A 25872-nucleotide genomic window follows, 5' to 3' on the forward strand; every position below is an offset into this window, starting at 1 on the left:
TGTCAACCGGCGCCGATCGCGGTCATATCGCCGACCTGAGGTCCTGCGGTCCTTTGCAAAGAGAGAAAAGAAAAGACATGAAGGGAATAATCCTCGCGGGGGGAAGTGGCACGCGGCTGCATCCGATGACGCTGGTCACGTCGAAGCAGCTGATGCCGATCTACGACAAGCCGATGATCTACTATCCGCTGACGACGCTGATGCTGGCGGGTATTCGCGATATCCTGATCATCTCGACGCCGCTCGACCTGCCGGCGTTCCAGCGGTTGCTCGGTGATGGCTCCGCCTGGGGCCTTTCGATCAGCTATCGCGTGCAGCCGAGCCCCGACGGGCTCGCGCAGGCCTTCATCATCGGCGCCGATTTCGTCGCCGGCTCGCGCTCCTGTCTCGTCCTCGGCGACAACATCTTCTACGGCCACGGCCTGCCCGAGCTGCTGGCGGCGGCGACGAACCGTGCCGAGGGCGCGACGGTCTTCGCCTATCATGTCACGGATCCCGAGCGTTACGGTGTGGTCGAGTTCGATGCTTCGATGCACGCGGTGTCGATCGAGGAAAAACCCAAGGCGCCACGCTCCAACTGGGCGGTGACCGGGCTCTATTTCTACGACGAGGCGGTCGTCGACATCGCCGCCGATCTCAAGCCGTCGGCGCGAGGCGAGCTCGAAATCACCGACGTCAACCGGGCCTATCTGGAGCGGGGCGCACTCTCCGTCGAGCTGATGGGCCGCGGCTATGCCTGGCTCGATACCGGCACGCCGGACAGCCTGATCGAGGCGGCGGAGTTCGTGCGCACGCTGGAAAAGCGCCAGGGCTTCAAGATCGCCTGTCCCGAGGAGGTCGCGTGGCGGCTCGGCTTCATCGACGATGCCCAGCTGGAGCAGCGCGCCGTATTGCTCGGAAAGAGCAGCTACGGCCAGTATCTGCGCCGCCTGGTCGCCGACGGCGTCCGTTAAAGCGACCGTCGACGAGCCTTTTGCTGCATCGTGATCTTGCGCGCGCAGGAAATGCCTGTCGAAATAGGTTCGACAGGCTGGAGGCTCGTGCCATGACGATTGCCGCGACACTGGAGAAGCTCACTCTCTTCGAAGGTTTCTCACCCGCCGACATCGAGACGCTCGCGAACCGCGCCCATATCCGCTCCTTTCCGGCCGGCGACGCGCTGATCCGTCAGGGCGATCTCGATGCCTGCATGTTCGTCCTTCTGAGTGGCAAGGCCCGCGTGACGTTTCACGCGCCCGGCGGCTCGCGCGAGGTCGCGGTCGTCGGCAAGGGCGACATTGTCGGCGAGATATCGGTCCTCACCGGCTCGGCGCGCACTGCGACGGTGACGGCGATCGAACCGGTCTCAGCCATCGAGATCGACAAGCCGGCCTTCTCCGATGCGATCGCCGGCCGCAAGCCCTTGCTGGAGCACATCGCGTCCATTGTCGAACAGCGCCGCGCGGAACTCGCCCATGTGCGGCAGGAGGCGGAACATGCCGAAGCGACGAGCAGCGGCAGCTTCCTCGAGCGGTTGACCCGGCTCTTCAGCTGAGGTGGACCCACACACTGCGGTCCCGGAGGGGACTAAGGGGGCGCAGTGTCAAGGCGAATGAAGATGGCTTCATCGGGATCAGCCATGCCTGGCAGAACGATGCGGGGTACGTTGCGTGTCTCCAGCAATCGGTATCCGTCTGGATTGTAGCCAACTTGCCGGATGAAGTAGCGCACATCCTGATTGAAGCGGTTGTCCCAGTCGCCGATTCGCTTGGTGGTGGGCGAATCGAAGACCCATCCGGCATTGATGATTTCCCGATCGACACCGCGGGCGACGAGTTCCTCGGTCAGCGCCCCGATGGCGCGTCGCTCCTCCATGTGATTGTAGAGCTCCATCGTCGAGTAGGCGCCCATCGCAGCGAGCACGGCGCCGGCGGCGATGCGTGACGCATGGCGCGGTAGGACCGGTGTCCGGGGCGCCGACGGACTGTCCCGGGCGACGATGAGGATGACGAGCCATGGGATCAGCGGCAGCACATAGCGATCCCAGACCGGATCGGCGATGAAGATGGACGCCACCATCGCCAGGAAGCCGAAGAGACCGAAGAAGCCGGCTCGGCGTTGGAACGTATCCATCTTGGCGTGAAGGAAGAGCGACACGGTGCGCTGTCCCACCAGCACGACCAGAAGGGTGCCGCCGATCGTGGAGAAAAAGGTGAGCGTGACCCTGACCCAGCGTGGGATCTCGATCCCGTCGGCGCCGATCCCGAAGCCCCTCCCGCCCCAAGTGTTCCACCATGTCGGCATCATATCGTTGGCCTCGATCAGGATCCAACCCCAACCGAAGCCAACGGCCAATACGAGAATCACGGCGGCCCAGGCGAGGCGACGCCCCAAGACTGAGAGGGAGTCGCAGGAGACCCACAGGCTGAGCGGGAGCAGGCACAGGCCGAGGTAGAGCGTGAGGTTCTTGGCGACGAAAGCGAGCTTCGTCAGCAGCCATTCCGGGTTCGTGAGGCGGTTCTGCGCGTCGTAGAGCTGCGAACCGAAACTGCCCGAGATGCCGCCTGTGGCGGTCAGCCAGCGCTGATAGGCGAACTGGATGATGAAGAACGCAATTGCGGGCAGGATCGCCAATCCGATGTGCCGGGGTGTCCTTGGCCCCGACAGGATGGCCGCCACCGCAAAGGCGATCGGTATGGCGAATCCAGTCTGACGCGACAGCAGTGCGGCAGCGGCAAGGAGCCAGCCGAGCGCCGCCATCAGCTTCGAGTCACGCTTCAATGCGGCGATCAGGAAGAAGACCGAGGCCGTCTGGGCGGTCATGTAAGGCACGTCGGACATGAAGCCATAGGCGTGCAGAAGGAAGAGCGGAAACGCCATCGTCGAGAGGGCGGCTATGGCGGCTGTCGATCGGCGAGCCCCCAGCGAGGTCGCAATCAGATAAGTCAGGGCGAGGCAGAGATATGCCGCCACGAGCGTCGAAATGCGCAGCGACTCGTAACTGAAGCCCAGCAACCAAGCGAATGCTCCGCCCCATAGCACATTGGTCAGCAGATTGGTCGCAACCCAATTGTCGAGCTTGAGTGAGCCGGTCTCGACGAGCGTCCGCGTCGTCAAGGCGTAGGCCCAATCATCGTTCTGTGCGAAATTGCCCGTGTATCCGATGATGAGGAGCAGAACGAGCCAGGCACCCAGCAGAAACGAAAGGCCTGTCAATTCACTGCGCTGGAGCAGGGTCGCCTCCTGAGGAAGTTGAATGCGGGGGATGAGCGCCAGGCGCCGATCGTTCCGCACTGTCCTTCGAAACACGCCGGAGGCTCAAGCCAAAATCAACCCCGGACTGGCATCATTCTGCGGGATGCGGTGTACGTCGTGCCTGCATCGGGGAGTTCGGCGAAAATCCGATCTCGCCTCTCACTGCGTCGAAGAGAATCCGGTAGTAGCGGAAGACCACGCCGCCGGAATTGAACCCCTTAACGGAGCCGTGCGGCGGGGCATAGCGATAGCGGTCGATCCAGACGCGCGAACCGGCCTTGACGGTCAGTTTCATCACGCCCGGGACTTCGGTCGTCACAATCGCGCCGTTTGGCACCTGATGGCCGAGTTGATGTCGCCCGGTCTCGGGCGTCTCGAAACTGCCGTTTCCTGCGCCCGTGTCGAACACTGTTGCGAAACAGCCCGGCCGGCCCCCGTCGACGGAAAAGCAGGCGGGGATGCTCTTGGTGTTCCAGGCCGTGAGGCCATCGGGTTGCGGACGGTCGGCTGGCGCGAAGGGGGCGCGCGCATAGCCCTGGGTGTTCTCAGGCGTGAGCCCGACGTCGAGATGCGGCGAAACACCGGGTTCGGCGAAGTCGTTGGCGACAACGATGAACCCGGAGGCCAAATTGCCGGGGAGCCGTGCCAACGGGTTGAACACCGCGAACGGGCCATAGGCGACGCCCATCACCCCCATCTGGGTCGGTGCCCAGCCGGGACATTTCGGTTTCTCCGGCTTGCAGGTGACGGATTGGACAACCTGAATCGCGATCGGCTTCAGCGTCGCGACATGCGGCTCCGCGCCGGGAAACGCGACGATGGCGTAGCCGAGCACCCCGCTCAGGACATTGCCGCTGCTATAAGAATAGGTGAGGCGGGTGTTGGTCAGCCGGACGGCCGGGCCGACGGCCTCGGCCCGAATGCGGAGGCCGGTCGATCCCGTATCGAGCAACACGTCGGCGGGCGGCCCGCCGCCAGCCTCGACGGCGATGAAATTGTGGAAGCCGCTGTCTCCGGGGCGCGCCTTCAGAGGGATCGTGGCGGTCTCGGGGGCCACCGGTTGCGATGGCGCATCGGCGCGTGCGTCCGTCGCCCAAGCGGCGATACCGGCCAGGGCGATCGACGTCAGGATGCCCGCCGCGCGAGAGACCATTTCAGACGAGCCCGCTCTTGGACGGCTCCTCCGCCATTGCGACAGACCGGCCATCGGGTATTCCGCCCGCGTCACGGCCCTCCTCGGGCCTGATCAACCGCGAAACGCCATCGCAGTGACGGACTGGCGTTCGACGCGGTTTCTGAAGGGGAGTTGGTGAGCCCGATGGGATTCGAACCCATGACCCCATGATTAAAAGTCACGTGCTCTACCGGCTGAGCTACGGGCTCACGCGAGACGGCACCGGTGATTGCGGCCGCCACGAATTGGCCGGGACCCTAGTGGCAAGGGCAGGGACCGTCAAGCACGCCCGGCCCGAAGCACACACCCCGTCGCATCCGGCGTCATCCACCGGTTCGCGTCGTGCGCGCGCCTATCGAATCGGCGGCGCGTACTGGATGCCGCCGCGGCTCCAGAGCTGGTTCAGGCCGCGCGGGATGCCGAGCTTCGAATCGACGCCGAGGTTGCGCTCATAGATCTCGCCGTAGTTTCCGACCTTGGCGACGACATTGATCGCCCAATCGTTGGATAGCCCGAGCTTGGTGCCGAAATCGCCGTCCGTGCCGACGAGGCGCGCGACCTCCGGCTTCTTCGAGGCCCTGGCCTCGTCGATTCGGTCGGAGGCGACGCCGAGCTCCGCGGCGTTGATCAGCGCGAATGCCACCCACTGCACGATCAGCCGCCACTGCGGATCATCCGCGCGCACGGCCGGTCCGAGCGGCTCCTTGGAAATGACATCGGGGAGGATGATGCTCTCTGCCGGATCGGGCAGGCCGGCCTTTTCGGCGTAGAGCTGGGAGACGTCCGAGGTGACGACGTCGCATTTGCCGGATTTGTAGTTCTCGGCGGTCTCGGCCACCGTCGCGGAGGCGACCTCCGTGTATTTCATGTTGTTGGTCGTGAAAAAGTCGATGAAGTTCGGTTCCGTCGTCGTCCCGGTCTGGACGCAGACCGTCGCACCATCGAGATCGAGGGCCGAGGTCTTGCCACTCGCGCGGCGGACCATGAAGCCCTGACCGTCATAGTACGTGACAGCGGCGAAATTGATGCCGAGATCCGCCTCGCGGCCGAGCGTCCAGGTCGAATTGCGCGACAGCAGGTCGATCTTGCCGGACTTCAGCGCGTCGAAACGATCCGTTGCCGAAAGCGGAACATAGGTGACCTTGTCGGGATCGCCGAGCACAGCCGTCGCGACGGCACGGCAGAAGTCGACGTCGAAACCTGCCCATTTCCCGTTGTCGTCCGCCAGACCAAAGCCGAGCAGGCCCTGGTTGACGCCGCAGTTCAGCGTGCCGCGCTGCTTGACCGTGTCGAGGGTCGCGGCGCCGGCCGTGCCGGCCGCGAGCATGAGCGCGAGGCCGACGCCACGCGCCAGCAACTGGGTCGGTCGAGACGACATGGACGATTCTCCCGGATCGGCTTCTGGCTGAGGCGGCCGAGCAGCGGCCGCCCATATTGGGGCGGTGCTAGAGTTTGGCGCGCTGCTGCACGACGACCTTGGTGCCGACCGGCACGCGGTCGAACAGATCCATGACATCGGCATTCACCATGCGGAAGCAGCCCGACGAGACGGCATGGCCGATCGTCTGCGGCTGGTTCGTGCCGTGGATGCGGTAGACGGTGTCGCCGAGATAGAGCGCGCGCGCGCCGAGCGGATTGCCTTCGCCGCCGGCCATGAAACGGGGCAGATAGGGCTGACGCTGGATCATCTCGGGCGGCGGACGCCAGTCCGGCCATTCCTGCTTGCGCGAGATCTTCAGCAGGCCCGACCACTGGAAGCCGTCGCGACCGACGCCGACGCCGTAGCGGATCGCGCGGTTGTCCGGCAGTACGTAGTAGAGGAAACGCTCATCGGTATTGATGATGATCGTCCCCGGCTTTTCGTTCGTCCGGTAATAGACCGGCTGGGGGCGGAATTCCGGAGGCAGGAGCGAATCCTGCGCGCTCGGAACATAGCCGGGCTGGTCTTGAATCGGCAGCGGTGCGCGCGAATCGCCGGACTGGGCGGCGAGCGCCGATGCCGACAGGGCCACCGCAAAGACGGACGCTAGCGCCACCTTCGTGAACATCTTACGCAAGGGCTTCCTCTCGACTGACACGATCGATACCTCGCATTTGAGCCGCGGCCAGGGCTCGCCCTGCCGCGGCATGCCTCATTGCGCCGGCGCGGGGGCCGGTGCAGGGGTTGCCGGTGCCGCAGCGGTACGGGCCGCCGGCTTCGCGCCGCCCTCGGGGCAGCGCACGAAGACCATGGTTCCGTAGCGCGCCGCGACCGTCGGATCGACCCAGCCCGCGACGAGTACGCCATTCTCGAACGACATCACCTGGCGGTCCTTGAGCCCGCCCGGCGGCTGGTTCGGCGGCCCGATATAGACGCGGCCGCCGGCGCTGCGCACGAAGAGTTCGGACGGCGTCGATTGATCGGCGAGATACATCATCACGCCGCCATTCGGGCCCTTGGTGATGATGTAGGGGTTCGAACAGAACCGCCGCGCCTCTTCCGTCGTGCGCTGAAGGTCCTTCTCCTCGCGGAACGAGCCGAGGCCCCATTTGCCGACGAGATCATCGGAGGTGATCGGCGGAAGCGGCGGGCCGGCCGGCGTCAGCTCGGGGCCGGTCATGCTCGGCGACGTGCAGCCCGCCAGATAGAGGGCGGAGAGAAGCGCGGCCGAGACCACGAGCGTCCGCAGGGGGCCTTGCGCAGGGCGAAATGCCCGCGGCATGCGTGCTGCCGTTTCCATCCCTGTTCCTCCTTGGCGGCGACGCCCGATCCCCCCTGACGCGCCATGTCGCCGCATGATGGAGAGACGAGGCGCGAAAGGCAACTGTGCGGACCAGTCGATGCAGCGCGGGCCTCGCCGTGATAGGCTCCCGCCATGGAGACGACGGAACTCGTGCTGTTCGATACGCCGATCGGTGCCTGCGCTCTGGCCTGGTCGCGGGATCGGTTGCGTGGCGTGCAACTGCCGGAGCGGGACGCGTCGGCAACGGCGGACCGAATCGCCGCGCGATTTCCGGACGGAATATGGGCTGAGCCATCCGCCGCGGCGCGCGATGTCGTCGCTGAGATCGTGGAACTGCTCGGTGGGGCGCCGAAGTCCCTCCTGGACATCCCGATCGACGAAGCGTCGCTTTCCGAGTTCGATCGTGCGGTCTATGGCGCGACGCGGCGTGTCCTGCCGGGCCGCACCTCGACCTATGGCGCCATCGCGGCCGAGATCGGCTCGCCCGGCGAGGCACGCGCGGTCGGGCAGTCGCTCGGCCGCAATCCGTTTCCGATCGTCGTGCCGTGCCACCGTGTGCTCGCCGCCGGCCGCAGGGCAGGCGGGTTCTCCGGTGCCGGGGGCGTCACGACGAAGCTGCGCATGCTGACGATCGAGCGCGCGAAGACCGACATAGAGCCGAGCCTCTTCGATCTCGGCGGCTTTCCGCTGGCCGCGCCTCCGCCGAGATCCTGACGGAGGCTTACTTCTGCGGCGCCGGGAATTGCTGCTGGATCGCGTCCATGCCCTCTTCCGTCACCCGCCAGACGGGCGTGCCGACGGGCACGGTGAAGATATCGAGGAGGACGGCGTTTACCGATCCGCTGTTGACGCCGGACATCGGCATGCCGGACGGCATGTAGTAGCACTGCCCGGCGACGGCCCGTTGCGGCGCCTGACCCTTCAGATAGAGCGTCATCTCGCCTTCGAGCACGCAGGTCGTGCCGCCGGCGTCATGGAAATGGATCGGGGCGCGGGTGCCGGGCGCGCGAATCGTCCGGTTCACGATGGTTTCGCGGCCCTGGCCGTCGGGCGCGCGCAGGATGAGCTTCGATTCGAGTGAGCGCGTCGGCTTGCCGGGGAGGGCGGCCGGATCGACGGTGGCCATCTGGTCGTGGTCGTGCATGGCCTGCTGGTCCGGCGCCGGTGCCATGTCCTCTGCGCCGGCGCGGTTTGCGAACAGCCCCAGTAAGGCGATTGCGAGCGCGGCCTTGCCGCAAGCTCCAGACGATCGGTGCATGCTGTGATCCCCCCCTGCGCTGAAGCCCTCCGCTTCTGCGCGCCGACCCGACTATACGGGCCAGGCGTCGAACGGCGACGCCCTCTGGAGCGATCTCCACAAATTGTCCGATTGCGTGCGGCTGATTCCGAGTCGCGTCCCGCAGGCGCGGGAAGTGGCAAAACTCGGCGGGTTCGTGGGAATGGCGCGCCCTAGGGGAATCGAACCCCTCTCTCCACCGTGAAAGGGTGGCGTCCTGACCGATAGACGAAGGGCGCGGCGGCGCGGTTTATAGATGCGATCTGCGGCGGGCACAAGGGCGCCCGCCGTCGTCCACAGGAAGCTGTCGCGCGATCACACTTCTCACCACTTGCCGGTGTTCGGCATCGATGCCCAGGGCTCCTGCGGCGGCAGCGCGTCGCCGGCCTGGATCAACTCGATCGAGATGTTGTCGGGCGAGCGGATGAAGGCCATGTGACCGTCGCGCGGCGGGCGATTAATGGTGACGCCAGCCTTCATGAGACGGTCGCAGGTCGCATAGATGTCGTCGACCCGATAGGCGAGGTGGCCGAAATTGCGGCCCTCGCCATACACTTCCGGATCCCAATTATAGGTCAGCTCGACCTGCGCGCTCTCGTCGCCGGGCGCGGCCAGGAAGATGAGCGTGTAGCGGCCCTTCTCATTCTCAATCCGGCGAACTTCTTTCAGTCCGAATTTTCCACAGTAAAAGTCGAGCGATTCGTCGACGTTCGTGACGCGGACCATGGTGTGGAGATACTTCATGGCTGGATCGCCTCCCTCTGATTCTGTTGGCGTTTCGCATGGCGGGCCTCAAAGGCACCGCAGGCGGGATGGGGACCATAGGCCGGCTGGCCGGTGCGGCCAAGCTCTGCCGGGATGGGAACCTCTCGTTAGCGGAAATCCGCGGTTGTGTCGTCTTGGTCACTGGTCATGAGTGGCTTGGGTGCTATTGTCCGGCTGAGGAATCGGTCGTGGAACCACCGTTCGGTGGGAAGGGGCTCGCGACCCGTCACAATAGAGGCCGCGCTGCGGCCACTCTGGGGGCCAGCATATGGGGTCCAAGAATAGCGTCGGGCCATCGCCGTCCGCCGCGGACAACGAAGATGGAGGCGGCCTCGATCTGATCGAGGTTGCTGGTGCCATCAAGTGGTTCGACGCGTCGAAAGGGTATGGGTTCATCGTTCCCGACGATGGTACGCCCGACGTGCTGCTGCACGTGACCTGCCTTCGTCGCGATGGCTATCAGACGGCCTATGAGGGCGCGCGCATCCTGTGCGAGGCCTCGAAAGGCACGCGTGGTCTGCAGGCGTTCCGCATCCTGTCGATGGATGAATCGACAGCCGTGCATCCGGCGCAGGCCGGGCCGCCACGCACGCATTCCGCCGTGACGCCGACCAGCGGCCTCGAGCGGTGCGTGGTCAAGTGGTTCAACCGCGTGAAGGGCTACGGCTTCGTCTCGCGCGGCGAGGGGACCGAAGACATCTTCGTCCATATGGAGACATTGCGCCGCTACGGCATGATGGAACTTCGTCCCGGCCAGACGGTGCTCGTGCGGTTCGGACCCGGCGACAAGGGCCTGATGGCCGCCGAGATTCGTCCCGACGGATCGGCGGGCGGTCTGCCGGGCTCGCATTGAGCGCCTTTCGCTTGCGTGACATCGCCCGGCTTCCAGCGCGTCTGGCGGCTTTCTCGTTTCTGATTCTGGCTGCGTGGTTGCCCTTGGCGGTTCACGCGGCGGAACGGGCGCGCGAACTCACCATCGAGACGACCAGCGGTCCGCACCGATTCTCGGTCGAGTGGGCGACCACCGATGCCGAGCGCGAGCGCGGGCTCATGTTCCGCAAGAGCATGGCCGCGGATCACGGCATGATGTTCGACTTCGGCGACGAGGAGCCGGTGGCGTTCTGGATGAAGAACACGCCGCTGTCGCTCGACATGCTCTTCATTGCCGATGACGGTACCGTGAAGCGGATCGCGCATCGTGCGAAGCCCTATTCGCTCGACGTGATCCCGAGCGGCGCGGCTGTGCGCTACGTGTTCGAGATCGTCGGCGGTACGGCGGACAAGCTTGGCATCGCGCCGGGCGCTAAGGTCGTATTCGGCACCTCGCACTAGCGCCGGTCTTCACTTGCGACTTCGGGGCGCCTTGCGAGGCGGGCTGCTTTTCGTATAAGTCAGCGCTGTCGCGGAGAGCGGGGCATAGCGCAGTCTGGTAGCGCATCTGGTTTGGGACCAGAGGGTCGCAAGTTCGAATCTTGCTGCCCCGACCACGACATCGGGCAATGGAAGGGAATGGACCGCAAGCATGGTCGCACGCATCTTCAAGCCGGCAAAGACGGCGATGCAGTCGGGCAAGGCGAAGGCCGATCGTTGGATGCTGACCTTTGAGCCCGAGAGCCCGATCACGGTCGAGCCGCTGATGGGCTACAACGCCACCGGCGACATGAACCGCCAGATCAAGCTGTCCTTCGAGACGAAGGAAGAAGCGGTCGCCTATGCGGAAAAGAACGGCATCCCCTATCGGGTGTTCGAGCCGCATCTCGATAGCCGCAAGAAGATTTCCTATTCCGACAATTTCAAGTTCGGCCGCGCCCAGCCCTGGACGCATTGAGCCTCGCGGATCGGCGCCGATCTTTCGGCCTCGCCTGATCGCGAACGGACGTGATTTGTCTGCCGTCCTTTGCTAGAGCGGGAACGGCGACGCCTTGTGGCCCCGTAGCTCAACCGGATAGAGCACCCGCCTTCTAAGCGGGTGGTTGCGTGTTCGAGTCACGCCGGGGTCACCAAACCTCCCAATTCACCGCGAATTTGCCGAGCGCTCAGGCGCGGCGGTTCTCCGACCGGAAGCGGCTTGGCGATACGCCTTCCCTGCGACGGAACATGCGCGAGAAGTAATAGGGATCATCGAAGCCGACGGCGCGGGCGATCGCCTCGACAGGCGTGTCCGTCGTCGCCAGGAGTTCCTTGGCCCGGTCCATCCGCACGCGCAGCTGGAAGCTCTTCGGCGAGACGGCATGGGACGCGATCATGCGCCGCCGCAGCGTCGCTTCTGACATGCCGAAGCGGGCGGCGAGCGCGCCAAAATCGAGCGGGCCGAGTGCCTCCGAGCGGATCGTCGCCGCGATCTCTTCCGGCGAACTCCCGATCCCGGCGGATGGTCGCTCGTTTGCGCGGCTGCAGGCGACGATGAGCTCATGGACCAGCGCGGCGGCCGCAGCCGCATAGGACGGCCGCAACTCGATCAGTTCATCGCGGATGCGCCGGAACCGCGCCGAGAACGGGGCCGCATCGGCGAGCGTGACGGCCGGACGCCGCCGATCGAGAAAGCCGGAAGCCGCGAGATCCTCGACCAGCCGTCCCTCGAAGAGCAGCCAGTGCTCATGCCATGACGATCCAGGGTCGGGGCCGTATCCGTGCCGCTCCCCCGGAAACAGGAAGAACAGGGACGGGGCCTCGATTCGGACACGCCCGCCGGCTTCGGTCTCGAGCCAGCCCGCGCCGCTGTCGACCAGAACGGCCGCGTGGCAGCCGAGGCGGCGGCCCTTGAGGCGCGTCAGAACATGCTGCGTGCCGGCGCCGGTGCAGGCGAGCGCGCGCGAGAGCGGATCGGCCGCCGGCGTGCGGAAGACGGCGAGTGGTTTTGCGCGCGGCGCGGGCCTGCCATCATTGAGCGAAAAGTCCATCTGCCCGCTTCGTCCATGGCTGCGCGTCCACGGCAATGCTTAATCCCTGCCGTGATGCAACGGAAGGGAGGAGCCAGACCGATGCACGAATCGTCGAAAACCCGGATCGATAGGGACGAAGATGACGCAATGCCCTTGCTACGCGCGTCGGGCCGTTCGCTGGATCGCTCACCGCGCCGGATGGGCTCTCTCACGCCCAGCGATCCGCGCGCGCCAAAGGATGTGCTCGTCGATCGCTACCGAGAGCACGGCTATCTCTGGCTCAAGGGTCTCTTGCCGCGCGACGATGTGCTGGCGTTTCGTGCCTATGTCTTCGCGGCCTTTGCCGATACGGGGCTGCTCGCGCCCGGGTCCGATCCGGCAATCGGCCTTGCCGGGGGCGCGGAGAATGCCGATCTGGCGCGGCGGCGCACCATGGAGCTCGTCCGCTCGGCGGCGTTCGAGGCGTTCTGCCTGTCGCCGCCGCTCTGGCGCCTGCTCGACGGGTTCCTCGGCGGCATGTCCTATCTGCACAAGCGCAAGCTGCTGCGCATGACCAAGCCCGGCCAGGCGTTCTCGACCCCGGCGCATTATGACCTCGTCTATCTGCGCGGTGGCACCGACCGCATCGTCACGGCATGGATCCCGATCGGCGACACGCCGGCTGCCATGGGCGGGCTCTGCTATCTCGAAGGCTCGCATGCCGAGGGACGACGGCTCGAAGCGGCGTTTGCGGCGGAGAATGCCGAACTGAGCGCGCAGGAGCGCATCAGCGCCTATAACAGCAAGATGGGCGAGGGCGGCTGGATATCGAAGGATCTGGTGGCGATGGCCGACCGCTTCGATACGCGCTGGCTGATCGCCGATTACGAGGCGGGCGACGTGATACTGCACAGCCCCTATATGATCCACGCCGCGACGGCGAACGACGATCCGGAAGGGCGTATTCGCCTCTCCTGTGACATTCGCTACCAGAATGTCCGCGACGAGATCGATGCGCGCTGGTCCAATCACTGGAGCTTCGACGACATGCTCTAAGCGGCTGCGACCCTGTCGCCTCCGGCCGCGACAGGGTGTAAGGGTGCGCTCATCCTGCTGGCCGCCCTGCCCGAGAGAGCCCGTCAATGAGCCTTGCGCCCAATGCCCATGTTTCCGCCGGCAATGTCATGTTCGGCAATGATCTGCCGCTGACGCTGATTGCCGGCCCGTGCCAGCTCGAGAGCCGCGACCATGCGTTCGACATGGCCGGCCGTCTCAAGGAGATCACCAGCCGCCTCGGCATCGGGCTCGTCTACAAGACGTCATTCGACAAGGCGAACCGCACGTCGATCGCCGGCCGGCGAGGCATGGGCCTCGATGCGGCCTTGCCGATCTTCGCCGACATCAAGGGCGAATTCGATGTGCCGGTGCTGACCGATGTGCATGAGCGGGAGCAATGCGCGATCGTCGCCGATGTCGTCGACATCCTCCAGATCCCCGCCTTCCTGTCGCGCCAGACCGATCTCCTGATCGCGGCGGCGGAGACGGGCCGCGTCGTGAACGTGAAGAAGGGCCAGTTCCTCGCCCCCTGGGACATGAAGAACGTGCTCACCAAGATCACGGAGAGCGGCAATCCGAACGTGCTGCTGACCGAGCGTGGCGCGTCCTTCGGCTATAACACCCTCGTCTCCGACATGCGCGCGCTGCCGATCATGGCGGCGATGGGCGCACCGGTCGTCTTTGACGCGACCCATTCGGTGCAGCAGCCGGGCGGGCAGGGGGCCTCGACTGGCGGACAGCGGGAGTTCGTCGCCGTGCTGGCGCGGGCGGCGGTCGCCGTCGGCGTGGCAGCGGTCTTCATCGAGACGCACCAGGATCCTGACCATGCGCCGTCGGACGGGCCGAACATGGTGCCGATCGACCAGATGGAAGCGCTGCTGGAGCGGCTGATGGCCTTCGACCGGATCGCTAAGGCGGGTTGAAGCCCCGCCAAAGGCGCGTTCACGACAACGTCACGGCTGAGGCGGCATAGCTTCGGCCGTCGTGCAGCCACTTCCAGAACGGCCGGAGCCGCGATAGAAGCGGCCAGACCGCCCTTCCTTCCGAGCCACAGCCGAAACGAGGACTCCCATGACCGCGATTATCGACATCACAGCCCGCCAGATCCTCGACAGCCGCGGCAATCCGACCGTCGAGGTGGATGTCCGGCTCGAAGACGGCTCCTTCGGCCGCGCGGCGGTTCCCTCGGGCGCCTCGACGGGCGCGCATGAGGCCGTCGAGCTCCGCGACGGCGAGAAGTCGGTCTATCAGGGCAAAGGCGTGCTCAAGGCCGTCGAGGCCGTGAATGGCGAGATCTTCGATGCCATCGGCGGCATGGAGGCCGAAGAGCAGAGCCTGATCGACACGACGATGATCGAGCTCGATGGCACGCCGAACAAGGCGCGCCTCGGCGCCAACGCGATCCTCGGCGTCTCGCTGGCCGTTGCGAAGGCTTCGGCGGAAGCCGCCGGCCTGCCGCTTTATCGCTATGTCGGCGGCGTGAATGCCAAGGTCCTGCCGGTCCCGATGATGAACATCATCAATGGCGGCGTTCATGCCGACAATCCGATCGACTTCCAGGAATTCATGATCCTGCCGGTCGGCGCGCCGACGCTGGCGGAGGCTGTCCGCTGGGGCTCCGAGGTGTTCCACACGCTGAAGAAGGCGCTGAAGGACGCGGGCCACAACACCAATGTCGGCGACGAGGGCGGCTTCGCCCCGAACCTGCCGTCCGCCGTCGCGGCGCTCGATTTCGTCGCCAAGGCGATCGAGAAGGCCGGCTACAAGGTCGGCGAGGACATCTATCTCGGCCTCGACTGCGCCTCGACCGAGTTCTTCAAGGACGGCAAGTACGTCTATGAGGGCGAGGGCGTCGTGCGCACGATCGACGAGCAGATCGCCTATCTCGCCGACCTCACCGCGAAGTTCCCGATCATCTCGATCGAGGACGGCATGAGCGAGGACGACTGGACCGGCTGGAAGGGCCTGACCGACGCGATCGGCAACAAGGTCCAGCTCGTCGGCGACGATCTCTTCGTGACCAACACCAAGCGCCTGTCGCAGGGCATCAAGACGGGTACGGCCAATTCGATCCTGGTCAAGGTCAACCAGATCGGCTCGCTTACTGAGACGCTCGACGCGGTCGCGATGGCCCACAAGGCGGCCTATACCGCCGTAATGTCGCATCGCTCGGGCGAGACCGAGGACTCGACCATCGCCGATCTCGCGGTCGCGACGAATTGCGGCCAGATCAAGACCGGCTCGCTCGCCCGCTCGGACCGGACCGCGAAGTACAACCAGCTGATCCGTATCGAGGAAGAACTCGGCGTCCAGGCCGTCTATGCGGGCCGCGACATCCTGAAGGGCTGATTCGCCCGTGAAAGGTGGCCGGCCCCGTTTTTGGGGGCGCCGGCTACCCTATGCCCTGTATCCCAAATGGGAAAAATTGCACAGGACGGCCATCGCCCACCGCAACTATTGCGGTGGTTCCGGTGCATGATGCGCGTTTTGTCAGGCCTCCAATGAAATTTATCGTTGTCGGCGCGATCGTCAGCGAGCCAAACTACCCGAAGCTTCGGATGACGGCTCGTTGGACAGGCAAGACCGCCCTGGCGCGGTGATGACTGGATCGGCCGGACCGCCCGCCGGAGCGCAGCAGCGGGACGGGAATGGACGGGGCGGCTCTCAAGATCGGCTCGAGAATTCGGGAGGCACGCCGCCAGCGCAATCTGACGCTGCAGCGCGTTTCATCGAAATCAGGGCTTTCCATCGGGTTTCTCTCGCAGGTCGAGCGCGACATCACGCGTCCCTCGCTGAGTTCGCTCGTGACGATTGCGCGCTCGCTCGATGTGCCGGTGAGCGCCTTCCTGCATCGCCCCGACCTTCCCAATGCGGTGTCGCGGGCCGAGGGCCGCAGTGCGCATTCGGCCGGGCCCGGGGGCCTGCATCTCGAACAGCTTTCGACGACCTTCCCGGGACAGCTGCTGAATGCCGTCAAGCTGGACGTGCCACCGCATTATCGCGGCGCCGGCCGGCCGTTCGAGGGCGAGCAGGTGGTCTATGTGCTCAAGGGGACGGTCCGCTACCTCCTGGACGGAACGATCTACGAACTGGAGGCAGGCGACGCCTTCCATTTCAGCCTGAACCGGCCCTATGAGATCAGCAATCCGACGGATCAACCCTCGGAGGTTCTGACGGTTGGGACCGAGCCGCACAATGCCGGTCTGGTCGACGGCCACCAGGCCGGAGAGCCCAAACACATGAACGGGGACTGACCGGAGGCGTCAGTCCTCGGCCCGGAACGTGAGCCCATGCCCGACGGCGTCGCGGCCGAAGCGTCCGCGCAGCCTGTCGATTGCCGCTTCCGCAGCGGCTCGCTTGGCCGCTGCGGGATCGACGAGATCATCAGGATCGGCGAGCGCGGGATCGGCGAAATTGGACAGCGAGACGCCGATCAGCCGATAGGCCGTGCCGTCGAGTTCGGCCTCGAGCAGGTCTTCGGCCACGCGAAAGATCCTGTCTGCGAGGCGCGTCGGGTCGGCGAGCTGGCGATTGCGGGTGCGGATGCGGAAATCGTCGGACTTCATCTTGAGCGTAACGGTCCAGGCCGCGAGGTCGGCGCGCTTCAGCCGCGCCGCCGCCTTCTCGCAGAGCCGGCGGAGGATCGGCCGCAGATGGTCACGGTCGCGATAGTCCTTGTCGAATGTCGTCTCGGCGCCAATCGACTTCGCCTCATGACGCGGATCGACGGCGCGGCGGTCGTCGGCGCGGGCGAGGCGGGCGAGCCGCAGACCCATTGCGCCATAGCGGCGGGCGAGGTCCCCCTCATCGGTTTGCTGGATCTGGCCGACCGAGCGGATGCCGTCTTCGGCCAGCTTCCGCTCCATCGCCTTGCCGACGCCCCAGATCTTCGAGACGGGCAGGGCCGCGAGGAAGGGCAGGGCCTCGGCACGCCCGATCACGGAGAAGCCGCGGGGCTTGTCGAGATCGGAGGCGATCTTGGCCAGGAACTTGTTGAAGGAAAGGCCGACCGAGACGGTGACGCCCACCTCCTGCTCGATCCGGCGCGCGAACCGGGCGAGCGTCAGCGCGGGCGGGGCGCGGTGCAGCCGTTCGGTGCCGGAGAGATCCATGAACGCCTCGTCGATCGACAGAGGCTCGACCAGCGGCGTCAGCTCGCCCATTAGGGCGCGGATCTCGCGGCCGACGGCGACGTATTTCTCCATGTTCGGGCGGATGACGGTCGCCTCGGGGCAGAGTTCGAGCGCCTTGAACATCGGCATGGCGGAGCGCACGCCCTTGATCCGCGCGATGTAGCAGGCCGTCGAGACGACGCCGCGCCGCCCGCCGCCGATGATCAGCGGCTTGTCGACGAGACTCGGATCGTCGCGCTTCTCGATTGCTGCATAGAAGGCGTCGCAGTCGACATGGGCGATCGAGAGCGCCGACAATTCGTCGTGACGCAGGATGCGGGGGCTGCCGCAACGCGCGCAGCGCCTGGCCGCCGGCGGCGCCGGAGCGAGGCAGTCACGACAGAAGGCGAAGGCGTCGGTCATCGCGCGGCGATCCGGCCAGGGGCGTCGACGGTTCGATCGGCCACATCCGTCTTAGCGCGTCGGCCGGCCGAGGTGAAGGCGCGCGCGGTCCGCCAGAGGCGGGCGCGTGTGACGCTGCGCTCGGCTCAGGTTGCGGCGCGGCGAGCGGCGGTGATATAGCGGGCCGGACTCCCGGATAAGGCTTAAAGCGCCAAGCTCGAAGGATCCCGCCATGAGCGTCGATATCGCCACCGTCAAGCGCGTCGCGCATCTCGCGCGCATCGCCATCACGGAGGAGGAGGCGGCTTCGTTCCAGAACGAGCTCAACACGATTCTCGGCTTCGTGGAGCAGCTGGGCGAACTCGACGTTTCCGAGGTCGAGCCGATGACCTCGGTGGTGGAGCAGACGATGAAGATGCGCGCGGATGTCGTCACCGACGGCTTCTATTCGGCCAAGGTCGTGGCCAATGCGCCGGCCTCGGACGACGAGTTCTTCGTCGTGCCGAAGGTGGTCGAGTGACCGGACGCCCCTCTTCGAACATCGAGACAGACATGACGCGCGCATCGGATCTCACCAGCCTGACCATTGCCGAAATTCGCGACGGCCTTGCCGCGCGCGCCTTCTCGGCCACCGAGCTCACCAAGGCCTATCTCGCCGCGATGGAAGCCGCGCGCGCACTGAACGCCTATATCGTCGAGACGCCCGAGAAGGCGCTCGCCATGGCGGCCGCATCGGACGAGAGCATTGCGCGTGGCGAGCAGCGCCCGCTCGAAGGCGTGCCGATCGGCGTGAAGGACCTCTTCGCGACGGAAGGCGTGCACACGCAGGCCGCCTCGCATGTGCTCGACGGCTTCAAGCCGCCTTATGAATCGACCGTCACCGCCAATCTGTGGCAGGACGGCGCCGTCATGCTCGGCAAGCTCAACATGGACGAGTTCGCCATGGGCTCGTCGAACGAGACGTCCTATTACGGGCCGGTCGTGAACCCGTGGAAGCGCGAGGGTTCCAATCTCGAACTCGTTCCCGGCGGTTCGTCCGGTGGTTCGGCTGCTGCCGTCGCGGCGCATATCTGCGCCGGCGCGACCGCGACCGACACGGGCGGCTCCATCCGTCAGCCGGCGGCCTTCACCGGCACGGTCGGCATCAAGCCGACCTATGGCCGCTGCTCGCGCTGGGGCACGGTGGCTTTCGCGTCCTCGCTCGACCAGGCCGGCCCGATCGCGCGCACCGTCCGCGACGCCGCGATCCTGCTGAAATCGATGGCCTCCGTCGACGAGAAGGACACCACCTCCGTCGACCTGCCGGTCGGCGACTACGAGGGTGCGGTCGGCCGTTCCGTGAAGGGCCTGCGCATCGGCATCCCGAAGGAATACCGCATCGACGGCATGCCGGCCGAGATCGAGGCGCTCTGGCAGCAGGGCATCGACTGGCTCAAGGATGCCGGCGCGGAGATCGTCGACATCACGCTGCCGCACACGAAATACGCCCTGCCGGCCTACTACATCGTGGCACCGGCTGAGGCGTCGTCCAATCTCGCGCGCTATGACGGCGTGCGCTACGGGCTGCGCGTGCCCGGCGACGACATCGTCTCGCTCTATGAGAACACCCGCGCCGCCGGCTTCGGCGCCGAGGTGAAGCGCCGCATCCTGATCGGCACCTATGTGCTCTCGGCCGGCTATTACGACGCCTACTACGTCCGCGCGCAGAAGGTCCGCACGCTGATCAAGCGCGACTTCGATCTGGCCTTCGAGGCCGGCGTCGATGCGATCCTGACGCCGGCGACGCCGTCGGCGGCCTTCGGCCTGAAGGAGATGGCGCTCGCCTCGCCGGTCGAGATGTATCTGAACGACGTCTTCACCGTGACGGTAAACATGGCCGGCCTGCCGGGCATCGCCGTTCCCGCCGGGCTTGGCGCGGGCGGTTTGCCGCTCGGCCTGCAGCTGATCGGCCGCCCGTTCGGCGAGGAGACGCTGTTCTCGCTCAGCGAGGTCATTGAGCAGGCCGCCGGCCGGTTTGAACCCGCGCGATGGTGGTGAGCTGACATGGCTCGCGCCCCCGAGGACTGCCACTCCAAGCAGGACATCCGCGTGGAGATCGACCGGCTCGATCGTGAGCTGGTCGAGAAGCTGGCCGAACGGTTCGCCTATGTGCGTCGCATGGCGGAACTGAAGAGCGATCCGAGCGAGGCCCTGGTACCGGGCCGGATCGGCGAAGTGCTGGACCGCGTCGCAGCCACGGCCCGCGCCGCCGGTTTCGACGAGGAGCTGGCCCGCGAACTCTGGGCGCGCCTCATCGACTGGAACGTCGCGTTCGAGCGCGACACGATCGCAAGGCGGCTCGGCACGGACTGACGCATCGTTGCGGTTCAGGCGCTGCCGCGGCTGCGGCTCGCCTGGTCCCTCAGGATTTCGGACGCCTCGCTCGCGATCACCGTCTCCTCGTCCGTCGGCAGCACGAAGACGCTGACCCGGCTGTCGGATGCGTGAATGCGCCGGGCATTGGCCGCATTGGCCTGATCGTCGATCGCGACGCCGACCCAGGCGAGGCTCTTGCACACGGCCGCCCGCAGGGCCGGCTGATGTTCGCCGATGCCGGCGGTGAAGACGATGCCGTCGAGCCCGCCGAGGCTCGTCGCCTTGGCCGCTACTTCCTGCGCGATCGCGCCGGCGAAATAGGCCATCGCCTCGACCGCCGCGGGTTCCGTGCTCTCCGAAAGTACCCGCGCATCCGCACTGATGCCGGAGAGGCCGATGAGCCCGCAGCGGTGATAGAGGAAATCCTCGAGGTCCGGGACCGACATCTGCTTGGCTTGGAGCAGGTAGAGCAGCACGCCTGGGTCGAGCGCGCCGCTGCGCGTCGCCATTGGGATGCCGTCGAGCGTCGAGAAGCCCATGCTGCAGCTCTGGCTGACGCCGCCATCCAGGGCGCAGAGGCTGGCGCCGCTGCCGAGATGGGCGACGACGACGCGTCCCTTGGCGATCTCCGGCGCTTCGCGCGCGAGCGCGCCGGCGATGAACTTGTAGGAGAGGCCATGGAAGCCGTAGCGCTTCAGGCCTTCGTCATAGAGGTCCCGGGGGATCGGCAATCGCCGTTCGATCGGGCTCTGGCTGCGATGGAAGGCCGTGTCGAACGAGGCGATCTGCGGGAGATTCGGCCAGATCTTCCGGAACGCCTCGATAAGGCGGACGGCGCGCGGCTGATGCAGCGGCGCCAGATGCGATAGCGACGCGATGCCGGCGAGCACGTCATCATCGATGAGCGTCGGACCGGCGAAGCGATCGCCGCCATGCACGACGCGATGCCCTGCGCCGATGAAGTGATCCGACGCGAAGTGCTTCACCAGAACGTCGACCGTCTCGCGGATCAGGTCGTGCAAATCCTCCTGCAGCTCCGAACGCAGCGCGACGTCGAATTGCTCGCCGCCTTCGCTGATGTGGAGCATCAGCGGGGTCTGGCGCAGGTCGATCATGCCGCTGCCGATCCGGCGCGGCGATTCGTGCGCCTCTGCGAACAGGCCGAGCTTGATCGTGGAGGAGCCGGGGTTGAGCGTCAGGAGGAGGTTCTGGTTCATGGATCCCGCTGTTCTGGCTGGTGTCCCGTCGCGGCGGCGCGGGCCGACATCGCCCGGTTGTGGCGCACCCGAAGCGGAGCATAGCGCGGAATTGCGTTTTGCCGCTGACAGGGATCAAATCGCCCCGGCCCGGATCGGCTCCCTGTCGCATTGACCTGCCGCAAGGCCCGAGCCCGTTCGGTGTGGGAATTAATATGGCGCCCTTGCTTCTCCCGTCATGGGGAGTGATCGTCGTCGCGTTCTGCCCGCTTGGTGGCGACGCAGGTCTGGAGGTTCACGTGAAGGTTCAAGATATCATGACGTCGCCGGTCCTGAGCGTCCGTCCGACGACGTCCATCGTCGATGCCGCGCAGCTGATGCTGGCGCACCGCATCAGCGGACTGCCCGTCATCGATGACAGCGGCGCGCTCGTCGGCGTGGTCACGGAAGGCGACTTCTTGAAGCGCACGGAACTCGGGACGGAGCCCAAGCGCTCGGGCTGGCTGCACGTCTTCCTCAGCGCCGGCAGGGCTGCGGACGAATATGTCCATTCGCATGGCCGCCGCGTCGAAGATGTCATGACGCGCGATATCGTGGTGACGCCGAGCAGCGCCTCGCTGGAGGAAGTGGTCGAGGCCATGGGCCGCCGCCACATCAAGCGCCTGCCGGTGGTTGACGGAGGGCAGTTGGTCGGCATCGTCTCGCGCTCCGACATCCTGAAGGCACTCGCCAACCGCCTCGCGACCGCCAGCGCGCCCGATGCGAGCGACGAATCGCTGCGGAAGGCCATCGTCGCCGAGCTCGGCGGCCAGTTCTGGAGCGGCAACGGCTTGATTCGCGTCGATGTCGAAGGGGGCAAGGCGACCCTGAGCGGGACGATCTTCGACGAGCGGGAGCGCGATGCAGCCCGCGTCTGTGCGGAGAATGTTCCCGGCGTCCAGGCAGTCGAAGACCAGCTCGTCTGCGTCGAGCCGATCTCCGGCGTCATCATCATGCCGCCGCAGCAGCGCGAGACCTAGGAGCGAGCCATCATGCGGGCGATGGTGCTCCACGCGATCGGCGAACCGCTGGTACTCGAGGAGCGTGCCACGCCCGTGCCGGGCGCCGGCGAGATCATGGTCCGCGTGGAGGCCTGCGCCGTCTGCCGGACGGATCTGCACGTGGTCGACGGCGATCTGACCGAGCCGCATCTCCCGCTCATCCCGGGCCACGAGATCGTGGGTATCGTCGAGGCAGTCGGCCCCGGCGTCGAGGCCGTTCAGGCCGGACGGCGTGTCGGCATCCCCTGGCTCGGCCACACCTGCGGCCACTGCCCCTATTGTGCCTCCGGCGCCGAGAACCTCTGCGACACGCCGCAGTTCACCGGCTATTCCCGCGACGGCGGCTTTGCGACACACGTGGTTGCCGACGCGGCCTTCGCCTTTCCGCTCGACCATTTCGACGATCCGGTCGCGGCAGCGCCGCTGATGTGCGCCGGCCTCATCGGCTGGCGTTCGCTGCGATTTGCGGGCGAGGCGAAGCGGATCGGCTTCTATGGATTCGGCGCGGCGGCGCATATCCTGGCTCAGGTCTGCGTGTGGCAGGGGCGGTCCGTCTATGCTTTCACGCGCGAGGGCGACGCTGCCGCGCAGGCGATGGCCCGCTCGCTCGGCGCGGTCTGGGCCGGCAGCTCGGACGAATTGCCGCCGGAGCAGCTAGACGCGGCGATCCTGTTCGCCCCCGTCGGTTCGCTCATCCCGGCCGCACTTCGCGCCGTACGCAAGGGCGGCACGGTCGTGTGCGGCGGCATCCATATGAGCCCGATCCCGAGCTTTCCCTACGATATCCTGTGGGGCGAGCGGCGGATCGTGTCGGTGGCCAATCTGACGCGCGCGGATGCGCACGAATTCCTCGAACTCGCACCACGCGCCGGGGTGCGCACGACGACGACCGTCTATCCGCTCGAGCGCGCGAATGAGGCGCTGGCGGATCTGCGCGCAGGGCGCTTTCAGGGCGCGGCGGTCCTGGTGCCGTAACGGGCTTTCAGTGACGCAGGAAGGCGGGGTGGTGGAGCCGCCGCCCGCTCGATACGGCGAAGGCGAAGCGCTTGATGATCTCGGCGAGCGTCAGATAGCCGGCGCTGATCAGGACGATCGCGCCGAGCAGGGGTAGCGGTAATGAGACGAAGCCGAAGAACGCGCCGATCCCGCTGAGCGCGATGCCCAGCGAAACCGCCAGCGCGCCGAGCGAGGTGGCCGTCAGGATCGGATGGGCGCGGCTCTTCCAGAACGGCTTGGCCGTCCGGATCACGAAGATCACCAGGATCTGCGTCAGGATCGATTCGACGAACCAGGCCGTCTGGAAGACTGGGGCCGACGCCTTGAAGACGAATATCAGCACGGCGAAGGTCGTCAGGTCGAACAGCGACGACAGCGGCCCCATGACCAGCGTGAAATGCAGCGCCTGGCCCATGTCCCATTTCTTCGGCGTCGCCAGTTCCTCTTCGTCGGCGCGATCGAACGGAATGCCAATTTCTGAAAGGTCGTAGAGCAGATTGTTCAGGAGGATCTGCAACGGCGCCAGCGGCAGGAACGGCAGGACCAGCGAGGCGAGGGCGGTCGAGAGCATGTTGCCGAAGTTCGAGCTCGTGCCCATGCGGACATATTTCATGATGTTCGCGAAGGTGCGCCGCCCCTCGGCGACGCCATCGGCGATGACCTGGAGGTCGGTCGCGAGCAGGATGATGTCCGCGGCCTCCCGCGCGACGTCGGTGCCGCCCTCGACGGAAAGGCCGACGTCGGCGGCGTGAATCGCGGGGGCATCGTTGATGCCGTCGCCGAGGAAGCCGGTCGTGTGTCCGCGCCGCCGCAGCGCCAGCACGATGCGGCGCTTCTGGTCGGGGGAGACGCGCACGAAGAGGTCGGTGTCGACAACGCGGCTGGCGAGCGCCGCATCGGTCATCGCCTCGATTTCCTCGCCCGTGAGCATGCCTTTCGCAGGAATATCAAGGCTTTGCACGAGGTGCGCGACAACGGGGGCTGCGTCGCCGGAGATGATCTTGAGCGCGATGCCGGCCTTGCGCAGCGAGACGATGGCATCTTTGGCCGAGGCCTTGGGCGGGTCGAGGAACACGCCGCAGCCGGCGAAGACGAGGTCGTGCTCGTCCGCTTCGGCGAGACGGCTTATGGTCGGATCGATCGGGCGATAGGCGACGGCGAGCAGCCGAAATCCCTCGCTTCCCTTCTGCTCGAACATCGCCGCGATCCGGCTGCGACCGGCCTCATCCAGGGGAACGATTGCGCCGTTCCGCTCGACATGGGTGCAGCAGGCGAGAATCGCCTCGGGAGCCCCCTTGGTCACCAGTTCGGCCTTGCCGTCGCGCAGCGTCATGACCGAGGCGCGGCGCCGGTCGAAGTCGAAGGGGAGGTCGCAGCCTTTCGCCCAATTCTCGTCGCCCAAGCCGCCATTGGCGAGAATCGCATCGTCGAGCGCGCTGCGCATCCCGCCGATGAGAGCGCTGTTGCGGCGGAGGAGCTCTTCGACCCGCTGGCTCGATTGTCCGTCCGCGTCGATCCGGTCGACGAGCGCGATCCGCGCTTCGGTGAGCGTGCCGGTCTTGTCGGTGCAGAGAATGTCCATCGAACCGAGGTCGTGGATGGCGGAGAGGCGCTTCACCACCACCTTCTTCTTCGACATGCGCTCCGCGCCGCGCGCCAGCGTGACCGTGACCACCATGGGCAGCAGCTCGGGCGTCAGGCCTACGGCGAGCGCGACCGCGAACAGGAAGCTCTCGACCGAGAGTCCGTGCCGCCAGAGCTGCGTCAGCAGCACGAACAGCACCAAGAAGCCGGTGAGGCGCAGGATCAGCATGCCGAGCGAGTGCAGCCCGGTCTCGAACGCCGTCGGCGGCTCGCGCTCCTGGAGCGAGGCGGCGATGGCACCGAAGCGGGTGGCGGGTCCCGTGGCCGAGACGAGGAGGTCCGCCTCGCCGCCCACGACGCTCGTGCCGGAGTACAGCACGCGGTCGTGATCGGATGCGGCCGCCTCGCGCTTCTCGACCGCATAGGTCTCGCCGGTCAGCACGGCCTCGTTGACGAGCAGTTGCTGCGCCACCAGCACCAGACCATCCGCCGGAACGAGGTCGCCGGAGGCCAGATGCACGACATCGCCCTTCACGACATCCTGAACGGGGATCGCAAGCCATGCCCCGTCGCGGCGCACGGTCGCGGTGACCGCGACGGAGCGCTTGAGCGCGTCGACGGCCTTCTCGGCCTTTTGCTCCTGCACGAGGTCGAGCACGATCGACATCAGCACGATGACGACGATGACGACGAAGCTCTGCCAGTCGCCGGTCACGCCGGAAATGAAGGCAGCGATGAGCAGGATCGCGACGAGCGGATCGGCGAGCCGGCGCAGTGCCTTGGCGGCCAGCGTGCGGCGGATGCTCGTGACGGGAAGGTTGGGCCCGTTGCGCTTCAGCCGCGCCGCGGCCTCATCGCCGGAGAGCCCGTCGCGGCGGCTGCCGAGGAGCTTGAATGCCTCGTCGATGCTCGCCTTGAAGATTGGATCGTGCCCTGCGGTCCCGGCCATACCGTTCACCCTCCGTCCGCGGCAATGCTAAGGCAGCATTGCGATGGGTGCACGACATGCGGAGGCGCCTGCGCGAATTGGCCTCGCCCTCAACGCCGTGCTATGGGCGTCGCGCGGGAGGATCCGCCGCCAAGCGGCGCTTCGGAAGA

The 25872-nt window shown here is 66.3% G+C and carries 26 protein-coding genes and 4 tRNA genes; 17 read left to right on the top strand and 13 right to left on the bottom strand.

Annotated features, from left to right (window positions below):
• The first annotated feature begins 77 nt into the window (after positions 1 to 77).
• Together rfbA and GGR25_RS02145 are read left to right on the top strand one after the other, a co-directional pair.
• Complete coding sequence (gene rfbA, locus GGR25_RS02140) at positions 78 to 953, top strand: glucose-1-phosphate thymidylyltransferase RfbA (protein WP_183397075.1); 876 nt, start codon at positions 78 to 80, stop codon at positions 951 to 953.
• A gap of 92 nt (positions 954 to 1045) precedes the next feature.
• Positions 1046 to 1534: a Crp/Fnr family transcriptional regulator gene (locus tag GGR25_RS02145; RefSeq protein ID WP_183397076.1), complete on the top strand. Its 489-nt coding sequence runs from the start codon at positions 1046 to 1048 to the stop codon at positions 1532 to 1534.
• A gap of 32 nt (positions 1535 to 1566) precedes the next feature.
• Here GGR25_RS02145 and GGR25_RS02150 read toward each other — a convergent pair whose 3' ends face one another.
• From GGR25_RS02150 to GGR25_RS02175, 6 genes are all read right to left on the bottom strand, one after another.
• Positions 1567 to 3273: a glycosyltransferase family 39 protein gene (locus GGR25_RS02150; RefSeq protein WP_183397077.1), complete on the bottom strand. Its 1707-nt coding sequence runs from the start codon at positions 3271 to 3273 to the stop codon at positions 1567 to 1569.
• A gap of 52 nt (positions 3274 to 3325) precedes the next feature.
• The gene (locus tag GGR25_RS02155) at positions 3326 to 4441 is read right to left on the bottom strand and encodes a hypothetical protein (RefSeq protein ID WP_183397078.1); all 1116 of its coding nucleotides are present in this window, start codon (positions 4439 to 4441) and stop codon (positions 3326 to 3328) included.
• Positions 4442 to 4541: 100 nt separating this feature from the next.
• Positions 4542 to 4617: transfer RNA gene (locus GGR25_RS02160), tRNA-Lys, on the bottom strand.
• A gap of 143 nt (positions 4618 to 4760) precedes the next feature.
• Positions 4761 to 5786, bottom strand: coding sequence for an amino acid ABC transporter substrate-binding protein (locus GGR25_RS02165; RefSeq protein ID WP_183397079.1), 1026 nt, complete (start codon positions 5784 to 5786; stop codon positions 4761 to 4763).
• Between the two features lie 67 nt (positions 5787 to 5853).
• Entirely contained in the window at positions 5854 to 6456 is a 603-nt protein-coding gene (locus GGR25_RS02170) for a L,D-transpeptidase (RefSeq protein WP_183397627.1), read from the bottom strand.
• Positions 6457 to 6540: 84 nt separating this feature from the next.
• On the bottom strand, positions 6541 to 7128 hold the full coding sequence (locus GGR25_RS02175; RefSeq protein ID WP_183397080.1) for a hypothetical protein: 588 nt from the start codon (positions 7126 to 7128) through the stop codon (positions 6541 to 6543).
• 135 nt (positions 7129 to 7263) lie between these two features.
• Between GGR25_RS02175 and GGR25_RS02180 the strand changes: the two genes are divergently transcribed.
• A complete protein-coding gene (locus tag GGR25_RS02180; RefSeq protein ID WP_183397081.1) occupies positions 7264 to 7845 on the top strand; it encodes a methylated-DNA--[protein]-cysteine S-methyltransferase in 582 nt (193 codons plus the stop codon).
• Between the two features lie 7 nt (positions 7846 to 7852).
• On the opposite strand, the gene GGR25_RS02185 is transcribed toward GGR25_RS02180, so the two are convergent.
• The 3 genes from GGR25_RS02185 to GGR25_RS02195 all read right to left on the bottom strand — a co-directional run bounded on the left by GGR25_RS02185 (position 7853) and on the right by GGR25_RS02195 (position 9151).
• Positions 7853 to 8302, bottom strand: a complete 450-nt coding sequence (locus GGR25_RS02185) for a cupin domain-containing protein (RefSeq protein ID WP_183397082.1) — start codon at positions 8300 to 8302, stop codon at positions 7853 to 7855.
• Positions 8303 to 8571: 269 nt separating this feature from the next.
• Positions 8572 to 8646 (bottom strand) — tRNA-Glu (locus tag GGR25_RS02190).
• 85 nt (positions 8647 to 8731) lie between these two features.
• On the bottom strand, positions 8732 to 9151 hold the full coding sequence (locus GGR25_RS02195) for a VOC family protein (RefSeq protein ID WP_183397083.1): 420 nt from the start codon (positions 9149 to 9151) through the stop codon (positions 8732 to 8734).
• A 289-nt stretch (positions 9152 to 9440) separates the two neighbouring features.
• Here GGR25_RS02195 and GGR25_RS02200 point away from each other — a divergent pair, with 289 nt between their 5' ends.
• The 5 genes from GGR25_RS02200 to GGR25_RS02220 all read left to right on the top strand — a co-directional run bounded on the left by GGR25_RS02200 (position 9441) and on the right by GGR25_RS02220 (position 11175).
• Positions 9441 to 10025 (top strand): cold-shock protein, encoded by a 585-nt coding sequence (locus GGR25_RS02200; RefSeq protein WP_183397084.1) that lies wholly within the window; start codon positions 9441 to 9443, stop codon positions 10023 to 10025.
• 11 nt (positions 10026 to 10036) lie between these two features.
• The gene (locus GGR25_RS02205; protein ID WP_183397085.1) at positions 10037 to 10504 is read left to right on the top strand and encodes a DUF192 domain-containing protein; all 468 of its coding nucleotides are present in this window, start codon (positions 10037 to 10039) and stop codon (positions 10502 to 10504) included.
• A 78-nt stretch (positions 10505 to 10582) separates the two neighbouring features.
• Positions 10583 to 10659: transfer RNA gene (locus GGR25_RS02210), tRNA-Pro, on the top strand.
• Between the two features lie 35 nt (positions 10660 to 10694).
• Positions 10695 to 11000, top strand: coding sequence for an ETC complex I subunit (locus tag GGR25_RS02215; protein ID WP_183397086.1), 306 nt, complete (start codon positions 10695 to 10697; stop codon positions 10998 to 11000).
• 98 nt (positions 11001 to 11098) lie between these two features.
• A tRNA-Arg gene (locus tag GGR25_RS02220) sits at positions 11099 to 11175 on the top strand.
• A 33-nt stretch (positions 11176 to 11208) separates the two neighbouring features.
• Here GGR25_RS02220 and GGR25_RS02225 read toward each other — a convergent pair.
• Positions 11209 to 12072, bottom strand: coding sequence for a helix-turn-helix domain-containing protein (locus GGR25_RS02225; RefSeq protein WP_183397087.1), 864 nt, complete (start codon positions 12070 to 12072; stop codon positions 11209 to 11211).
• A gap of 180 nt (positions 12073 to 12252) precedes the next feature.
• Here GGR25_RS02225 and GGR25_RS02230 point away from each other — a divergent pair, with 180 nt between their 5' ends.
• The 4 genes from GGR25_RS02230 to GGR25_RS02245 all read left to right on the top strand — a co-directional run bounded on the left by GGR25_RS02230 (position 12253) and on the right by GGR25_RS02245 (position 16343).
• On the top strand, positions 12253 to 13089 hold the full coding sequence (locus tag GGR25_RS02230; protein ID WP_246409152.1) for a phytanoyl-CoA dioxygenase family protein: 837 nt from the start codon (positions 12253 to 12255) through the stop codon (positions 13087 to 13089).
• An 86-nt stretch (positions 13090 to 13175) separates the two neighbouring features.
• On the top strand, positions 13176 to 14012 hold the full coding sequence (kdsA, locus tag GGR25_RS02235; RefSeq protein ID WP_183397089.1) for a 3-deoxy-8-phosphooctulonate synthase: 837 nt from the start codon (positions 13176 to 13178) through the stop codon (positions 14010 to 14012).
• A 148-nt stretch (positions 14013 to 14160) separates the two neighbouring features.
• Positions 14161 to 15438 (top strand): phosphopyruvate hydratase, encoded by a 1278-nt coding sequence (eno, locus tag GGR25_RS02240; protein ID WP_183397090.1) that lies wholly within the window; start codon positions 14161 to 14163, stop codon positions 15436 to 15438.
• 299 nt (positions 15439 to 15737) lie between these two features.
• Complete coding sequence (locus GGR25_RS02245) at positions 15738 to 16343, top strand: helix-turn-helix domain-containing protein (protein WP_183397091.1); 606 nt, start codon at positions 15738 to 15740, stop codon at positions 16341 to 16343.
• A gap of 9 nt (positions 16344 to 16352) precedes the next feature.
• Here the strand turns inward: GGR25_RS02245 and GGR25_RS02250 are convergent, their stop codons facing one another.
• The gene (locus tag GGR25_RS02250; RefSeq protein ID WP_183397092.1) at positions 16353 to 17624 is read right to left on the bottom strand and encodes a DNA polymerase IV; all 1272 of its coding nucleotides are present in this window, start codon (positions 17622 to 17624) and stop codon (positions 16353 to 16355) included.
• 211 nt (positions 17625 to 17835) lie between these two features.
• Between GGR25_RS02250 and gatC the strand changes: the two genes are divergently transcribed.
• Genes gatC through GGR25_RS02265 form a run of 3 tightly spaced genes read left to right on the top strand, consistent with a single transcriptional unit; the run spans position 17836 to position 19955 of the window.
• Entirely contained in the window at positions 17836 to 18123 is a 288-nt protein-coding gene (gene gatC, locus GGR25_RS02255) for an Asp-tRNA(Asn)/Glu-tRNA(Gln) amidotransferase subunit GatC (protein WP_183397093.1), read from the top strand.
• A gap of 32 nt (positions 18124 to 18155) precedes the next feature.
• Complete coding sequence (gene gatA, locus GGR25_RS02260; protein WP_183397094.1) at positions 18156 to 19640, top strand: Asp-tRNA(Asn)/Glu-tRNA(Gln) amidotransferase subunit GatA; 1485 nt, start codon at positions 18156 to 18158, stop codon at positions 19638 to 19640.
• A gap of 6 nt (positions 19641 to 19646) precedes the next feature.
• Entirely contained in the window at positions 19647 to 19955 is a 309-nt protein-coding gene (locus GGR25_RS02265; RefSeq protein WP_183397095.1) for a chorismate mutase, read from the top strand.
• 14 nt (positions 19956 to 19969) lie between these two features.
• Here the strand turns inward: GGR25_RS02265 and GGR25_RS02270 are convergent, their stop codons facing one another.
• The gene (locus GGR25_RS02270; protein ID WP_183397096.1) at positions 19970 to 21175 is read right to left on the bottom strand and encodes an acetate/propionate family kinase; all 1206 of its coding nucleotides are present in this window, start codon (positions 21173 to 21175) and stop codon (positions 19970 to 19972) included.
• A 278-nt stretch (positions 21176 to 21453) separates the two neighbouring features.
• Between GGR25_RS02270 and GGR25_RS02275 the strand changes: the two genes are divergently transcribed.
• Complete coding sequence (locus GGR25_RS02275) at positions 21454 to 22173, top strand: CBS domain-containing protein (RefSeq protein ID WP_183397097.1); 720 nt, start codon at positions 21454 to 21456, stop codon at positions 22171 to 22173.
• Between the two features lie 12 nt (positions 22174 to 22185).
• Entirely contained in the window at positions 22186 to 23169 is a 984-nt protein-coding gene (locus GGR25_RS02280) for a zinc-dependent alcohol dehydrogenase family protein (RefSeq protein ID WP_183397098.1), read from the top strand.
• A 7-nt stretch (positions 23170 to 23176) separates the two neighbouring features.
• Here the strand turns inward: GGR25_RS02280 and mgtA are convergent, their stop codons facing one another.
• Positions 23177 to 25723, bottom strand: a complete 2547-nt coding sequence (gene mgtA, locus GGR25_RS02285) for a magnesium-translocating P-type ATPase (RefSeq protein ID WP_183397099.1) — start codon at positions 25721 to 25723, stop codon at positions 23177 to 23179.
• Positions 25724 to 25872 lie beyond the last annotated feature (149 nt).

The sequence above is a fragment of the Kaistia hirudinis genome, assembly GCF_014196455.1.
Classification (GTDB): domain Bacteria; phylum Pseudomonadota; class Alphaproteobacteria; order Rhizobiales; family Kaistiaceae; genus Kaistia; species Kaistia hirudinis.